The organism is Phenylobacterium sp. (assembly GCF_036723115.1).
GTDB lineage: Bacteria > Pseudomonadota > Alphaproteobacteria > Caulobacterales > Caulobacteraceae > Phenylobacterium.
The window spans coordinates 1-5,660 of the sequence record NZ_DAIMHV010000170.1; the positions used below are offsets into that span (position 1 = coordinate 1).

The 5,660-nt window shown below is 70.3% G+C and carries 7 protein-coding genes and 1 pseudogene; 6 read left to right on the forward strand and 2 right to left on the reverse strand.

Annotated features, from left to right (window positions below; genetic code table 11):
- Positions 1 to 92: 92 nt before the first annotated feature.
- Complete coding sequence (locus V7D28_RS13545; RefSeq protein WP_333587914.1) at positions 93 to 791, reverse strand: DUF4336 domain-containing protein; 699 nt, start codon at positions 789 to 791, stop codon at positions 93 to 95.
- Positions 792 to 840: 49 nt separating this feature from the next.
- Between V7D28_RS13545 and V7D28_RS13550 the strand changes: the two genes are divergently transcribed.
- The 4 genes from V7D28_RS13550 (at position 841) to V7D28_RS13565 (ending at position 4,103) form a co-directional block, all read left to right on the forward strand.
- Entirely contained in the window at positions 841 to 1,422 is a 582-nt protein-coding gene (locus V7D28_RS13550; protein WP_333587915.1) for a TetR/AcrR family transcriptional regulator, read from the forward strand.
- 73 nt (positions 1,423 to 1,495) lie between these two features.
- Positions 1,496 to 1,897, forward strand: coding sequence for a GFA family protein (locus tag V7D28_RS13555; RefSeq protein ID WP_333587916.1), 402 nt, complete (start codon positions 1,496 to 1,498; stop codon positions 1,895 to 1,897).
- 202 nt (positions 1,898 to 2,099) lie between these two features.
- Complete coding sequence (locus tag V7D28_RS13560) at positions 2,100 to 3,581, forward strand: PAS domain S-box protein (RefSeq protein ID WP_333587917.1); 1,482 nt, start codon at positions 2,100 to 2,102, stop codon at positions 3,579 to 3,581.
- A gap of 120 nt (positions 3,582 to 3,701) precedes the next feature.
- Positions 3,702 to 4,103: a GFA family protein gene (locus V7D28_RS13565; RefSeq protein WP_333587918.1), complete on the forward strand. Its 402-nt coding sequence runs from the start codon at positions 3,702 to 3,704 to the stop codon at positions 4,101 to 4,103.
- Here V7D28_RS13565 and V7D28_RS13570 read toward each other — a convergent pair.
- The gene (locus tag V7D28_RS13570) at positions 4,094 to 4,858 is read right to left on the reverse strand and encodes a HesA/MoeB/ThiF family protein (RefSeq protein ID WP_333587919.1); all 765 of its coding nucleotides are present in this window, start codon (positions 4,856 to 4,858) and stop codon (positions 4,094 to 4,096) included. The two genes, V7D28_RS13565 and V7D28_RS13570, sit on opposite strands and share 10 nt — an antisense overlap.
- Between V7D28_RS13570 and hslV the strand changes: the two genes are divergently transcribed.
- Both hslV and V7D28_RS13580 read left to right on the forward strand, forming a co-directional pair.
- Positions 4,857 to 5,450 (forward strand): ATP-dependent protease subunit HslV, encoded by a 594-nt coding sequence (hslV, locus tag V7D28_RS13575; RefSeq protein WP_442957944.1) that lies wholly within the window; start codon positions 4,857 to 4,859, stop codon positions 5,448 to 5,450. The genes V7D28_RS13570 and hslV overlap by 2 nt on opposite strands.
- Positions 5,451 to 5,481: 31 nt before the next feature.
- Positions 5,482 to 5,660, forward strand: a pseudogene (locus V7D28_RS13580) (HslU--HslV peptidase ATPase subunit); the annotation flags it as partial.

The window sequence follows — 5,660 nt, forward strand, 5'->3', positions numbered from 1 at the left end:
GCTCTGGGGGCTGTGGGCGGGCAGGTACAGCATATAGGGGATTGCCGCCGCCGCGTCAGTCGCGGGCGCGACGCGCGACAGCCCCCGGTTCCTCAGGCCGGCTCAAGCCAGTCGAACGCGCGGGCGATGAACTGGCGGCCGTCCGAGGTGACGGGGGCTCCGTGGGCCATCAGGACCTGTTCGACGGGCCAGGCGCGGATGCGCCGCAGGGCGGCCCGGGCGGCGCGGCGGTCGGTGAAGGCGGCGCGGAACTTGCGGGGTACGGCTGGCGCAGGCCCGGTCATCAGGTCCAGCCGCGCGATGAGGCCGCGCCAGCCGGAAAACCAGCCGGGGCTGAAATGCTGGATCAGGTCGGTGAAGATCGCCGTGCGGCTTGCCCGATGGAAGAACACCACCTCGGTGGTGATCCAGGCGCCGCGCATCTGGACCTGGTCGATCTGGCCGGTCCAGGCTTCGGCGGCCTCGTCTGCGAGATCGGCGTCGAAGGCGAGGTCGGGCCGCCGCGCCCGCAGGCCCGGCGGCGCATACAGTCGGGCGTCCGGATAGGCGTCCCGCCACGGCGTCAGGAAGGTGTCGTGCAGGCTGTTGGGCGCCACGATGTGTTCCACCGGCCCCAAGGCGTCGATCCCTGCGCGCAGATCAGGGCTCAGCGCGGTCGGCGACCAGACGAAGAGACCCCCTTTAGCCAGGCGGATCACCGCCATGCGGGTGGGATAACGGAACCCGGCCGCCGCGGTCAGAACCGGCCCGTCGGCGATCCAGATCTGCGGGCCGAACGCCTGGAGCGTCATCGGCGCCTCCAAAGTTTACAGATGTGTAAAATTACACCAGTGTAAACTCATGACAAGCTTCAGCCGCACCGAGCGGTCCCGCACCCAGATCCTGGACGCCGCCGACCTCGCCTTCCGGGAGCGGGGCTTTTCCGGCGTCTCCATGGAGGAGATCGCCCGCCGCGCCGGCCTGACCCGCAAGACGGTCTACAACCTCTTCCCCTCCAAGGAGGACATCGCCCTGCGCCTGATCGCCCGGGTGGAGGCCGACGACCGCCCCTACCGGACCCGCATGGCGGCGGGGGAGGATGTGCGGACCCTGCTGGAGATTATCCTCACCGACAGCGCGGCCTGGTGCCTGGCCAACCCGTCGCTGGCCCGCCTGGCCCTGGCGCCGGCCGAGCGGCCCCGTCCGGCGCCCCCCGCCGACCGTCCGTCCTTCCAGGGCCTCATCTGCGACGTGATGGCCCTGGGGCAAGCCCAGGGCGTCGTCCGCCGGGACGAGGACCCCGGCTTTCTGGCCCTGGTGCTCCTGGGAATCTATGGCCAGGCCATGCTGAGCGCGCTCTCCGCCGGGGTCATGGCGCCGGAAGAGATCCGGCGGCTGATCCGCATCGTCATCGAGGGCATAGGCGCGCCCGCGGCGCCCTGAGGCCGGCGGCCTGCCTTTCCATCCTGGCCCGCGCGGTATAGGGGGCGTCATCTTGCAGATGGGGTGTCGCGTCATGGCGTCAGGGTCCTGCCTTTGCGGCGCCGTCCGGTTCGAGGTCACAGCCCCCCTGGGCGCGGTGCAGATCTGCCACTGCTCGGCCTGTCGAAAGGCCCAGGGCGGGGCGTTCGGCGCCAACATCCCCGTGGCCACGGCCGATCTGCGCCTGCTGGCGGGCGAGGATCATCTCGCCGCCTTCGAGTCCTCGCCCGGCAAGCAGAGGGTGTTCTGCCGCACCTGCGGCTCGCCGATCTTCAGCCGGCTGGCCCAGCGTCCGGAGGTGGTGCGCCTGCGCGCCGGCCTGCTGGACAATCCCACGCACACGGCGCCCGCTTCCCACGCCTATGTCGCCTCCAAGGCCGACTGGTGGGAGATCACCGACGACCTGCCCCAGCACCCCGACGCCCGGCCTGGCTGAAGGAAGGGCGGCGCTTCGGACTTCTTTGGAGGCATGACCAAAGATCCTCGCGCCTTCCGTCGACAAGCTGACTCCCCGTCTCCCGCCTTTGTGGTACGACGGAGGGGGCTGCTCGGGAGGGTTGAATGCCGCGCGTCGAATGCACGCATGTGATGTCGCAAAGGGCCCCCTGCCTTGTCGCCGACGACCGGGCGTCGGGCCGGTGAACGCCGGCGGCGGGCATGCGGACCTGGTCTCGGTCTCGCCCAGCTATCTGCAACTCTTGCGCACCTCGGCCGAGCAGCTGCTGGCCGCCGAGGATGTGCGTCAGGGGGCGGCCGAGCTCTTCGACACCCTGCGCGGGGCGCTCAGCCTCGACGCCTATCTGAACTACACCTTGGCTGACGACGGCGCCGCCCTGGTGCTGGAGAGTTCCCACGGCCTCGACCCGGCGGCGGAACAGGCGGGCGCGCGACTTGGCATGACCGGCACGGTGTGCAGCCAGGTGGCGGCCACCCGCTCGCCACGCCACGCCACGTCCATCCAGGCGTCGGACGATCCGACCGTAAGCTTCCTGAAGTCGCTGGGGCTGGACTGCTATGCCTGCACGCCCCTGGTGGCCAGCGGGCGGCTCCTGGGAACGCTGGGCTTTGGTCGCCGGAGCGAGGGGCGGTTCACTGAGGACGAGCTGCACCTGCTGCAGACCGTCACCCACTATCTCGCCATGGCCTATGACCGGCTGCGCACGGCGAGCGCCCTGCGCGAGAGCGAGCGGCGGCTGAACGCCGTACTCGACAACGCCTCGGTGGCCATCTTCCTGATGGATGAGCGCCAGCACTGCGCCTACATGAACGCCACGGCCGAGCGGCTGACCGGCTACCGCTTCGAGGAGACGCTGGGCCGGCCGCTGCACGACGTGGTGCACCACACCCACCCGGACGGGTCGCCGTTTCCCATCGAGGACTGCGCCATCGACCGGGCTTTTCCGGAGAACAGCCAGGAACAGGGCGAAGAGACCTTCGTCCACAAGGACGGCCGCTTCTATCCCGTCGCCTTCACCGCCAGCCCGATCCGCGACGACGACTCCCGCACCATCGGCACCATCATCGAGGTGCGCGACATCACCGAGCAGAAGCGCACCGAACAGGCGCGCGAACTCCTGATGCGCGAGGTGGACCACCGCGCCCGCAACGTGCTGGCCATCGTCCAGTCGCTAGTCACCCTGACCCAGGCGCCCGATCTCGCCGCCTATCGCGAAATCCTGCTCGGGCGCGTGAGTTCGCTGGCCCGTGCGCAAGGTTCGCTGGCCGCCCAGCATTGGGAGGGCGCGGATGTTGAGGAGGTGCTCGCCAAGGAGCTGTCGGCCATTGCGCCCGCAGACGCCTACCGCCTGGCCGGCCCGCCCCACACCCTGAAGCCCGATCAGGTGCAGCCGCTGGGCATGATCATCCACGAACTGGCCACCAACGCCGCCAAGTACGGCGCCTTGACCCGCCAAGCGGGGCTCGTCGCCCTGACGTGGCGATCTGCGCCGGGCGGTCTTTCCTTCGAATGGCGCGAAACCGGCGGCCCGCCCGTCCAGCCCCCCACGGCTCGCGGCTTCGGCTCCCGCCTGATCTCCAGCCTGGGACAGCAGCTGGGGACGGAGGTGCGGCTGGACTGGGCGGCGCAGGGGCTGGTGGCGGCGTTTGAGGTTCCGCGCTGAGCAACCCCCGCCCGCACGACGCGGGTCGGCCTCCCGCGCCCCATTGCGGACGCCCTCGAAACGCCGGATCGTAGGGTCCCGTCCACCCTGGGGCGGACGCCGGAACGGAGGTCGCCTGCCATGCTCACCGGAAGCTGCATGTGCGGCGGGGTGGCCTACGAGGTCGATGCGACGATCGACGCCATCGCCCATTGCCACTGCGAGACCTGCCGCAAGACACACGGCGCGGCCTTCTCCAGCATCGCGTCCGCGCCGCGGGAGCGGTTCCGTTGGGTGCGCGGCGAGGACCTGCTCAGCGCCTACGAAACCTCTCCCGGCAAGCTGCGGCGCTTCTGTTCGCGTTGCGGGTCGCAACTGGTCGCCGAGCGGACAGGCCAGCCGAACGTGATGCTGCGGCTCGGATGCCTCGACACCCCCGTCACGCCCGAACGCCAATGGCACATCTGGCGGTCTGATGGGGCGAGCTGGTACGACCCTGCGGAGGTTCACCCGGAGTTTGCGGAAGGCCTTCCTCAGCGCTGAGGCGGTCGGACCTCGGCGAGGCTCCCGCACACCGGGCACGCCGGATCGGCGCCCACCTTCACCGTCCGAGTCTCTGCGGCCAAGCCGTCATAGATCAGCAGCCGCCCCGCCAGCGGCTCCCCCGCCCCGGTGATCACCTTCACCGCTTCAAGCGCCATCATGGAGCCGATGACGCCGGCCAGCGCGCCGACCACGCCGACGGCTGAACAGGTCTCGGCGTCCGGGGGGATTTCAGGGACCAGGCATCGGTAACAGGGCTGTCCAGAGAACACGCCCACCTGCCCCGTCCAGCGGCCGATGGCGCCGGAGACCAGCGTCTTGCCATGCGCCACGCAGGCGGCGTTGACCGCAAACCGGGTGGCGAAGTCGTCGGTGCCGTCCAGCACCAGATCGGCGCCGTCCAGCAGGTCGGCGGCGTTGGCCGCGGTCAGGGCGGTCTGGAGGGGGCGCACCGCCACATGGGGATTGAGGGCGGCCAGCTTGGCGGCGGCGGCCTCCACCTTGGGGGTTCCCACCTCGTCGCTGCGGAAGATCACCTGGCGCTGCAGGTTGGAGAGGTCGGCGACGTCCGGATCGATGAGCGTGATCTGCCCCACGCCGGCGGCCGCCAGATAGAGGCTGGCCGGGGCGCCCAGGCCGCCGGCGCCGATGATCGCCACCCGCGCGGCCTTCAGCTTCTGCTGTCCAGGCCCCCCCACTTCGCGCAGGACCAGGTGGCGGGCATAGCGTTCGACCTCGGCCTCGGAAAACTGCATGCGCTTGACCTTGCTCGCGGCGGTCGCCACATCCCCGGCGATGTCGCAGACTTCTTCCAACTTCCCCGACTGGCACGGCACGACCATCCTGGCGGTCCGCAAGGACGGCCAGACGGTGATCGCCGGAGACGGCCAGGTCTCCATGGGCCAGACCGTGGTCAAGGGCAACGCCCGCAAGGTGCGCACCCTGGCGGGCGGCCGGGTCCTGGCGGGCTTCGCCGGCGCCACGGCTGACGCCTTCACCCTGATCGAGCGGCTGGAGGCCAAGCTCGAACAGTATCCCGAACAGCTGGCCCGGGCCTGCGTGGACCTGGCCAAGGACTGGCGCACCGACCGCTATCTGCGCCGCCTGGAGGCCATGCTGCTGGTGGCCGACAAGGACGCCATCTACACCGTCACCGGGGTGGGCGACGTGCTGGAGCCGGAAACCGGCGTGGCGGCCATCGGCTCGGGCGGCAATTACGCCCTGGCCGCGGGGCTGGCCCTGATGGACTCCGGCCTCAGCGCCGAAGAGGTGGCGCGCAAGGCCATGGGCATCGCCGCCAAGATCTGCGTCTACACCAATGGCGAGCTGACGGTGGAGCGCCTGTAGGGCGCTGATCGGGCTCAAACCTCGTGACCCCATGACCGAATTTTCCCCCCGCGAGATCGTTTCCGAACTCGACCGCTTCATCGTCGGCCACGCCGAGGCCAAGAAGGCCGTGGCCGTGGCCCTGCGCAACCGCTGGCGCCGCCGGCGCGTGCCCGAGGCCCTGCGCGACGAGGTGACGCCCAAGAACATCCTGATGATCGGCCCCACCGG

Bases quoted from the DNA above. Each gene is read 5' to 3' on its own strand.
- V7D28_RS13545 (WP_333587914.1), bottom strand. From the start codon at position 791: ATGACGCTCCAGGCGTTCGGCCCGCAGATCTGGATCGCCGACGGGCCG.
- V7D28_RS13550 (WP_333587915.1), top strand. From the start codon at position 841: ATGACAAGCTTCAGCCGCACCGAGCGGTCCCGCACCCAGATCCTGGAC.
- V7D28_RS13555 (WP_333587916.1), top strand. From the start codon at position 1,496: ATGGCGTCAGGGTCCTGCCTTTGCGGCGCCGTCCGGTTCGAGGTCACA.
- V7D28_RS13565 (WP_333587918.1), top strand. From the start codon at position 3,702: ATGCTCACCGGAAGCTGCATGTGCGGCGGGGTGGCCTACGAGGTCGAT.
- hslV (WP_442957944.1), top strand. From the start codon at position 4,857: ATGCGCTTGACCTTGCTCGCGGCGGTCGCCACATCCCCGGCGATGTCG.
- V7D28_RS13570 (WP_333587919.1), bottom strand. From the start codon at position 4,858: ATGCAGTTTTCCGAGGCCGAGGTCGAACGCTATGCCCGCCACCTGGTC.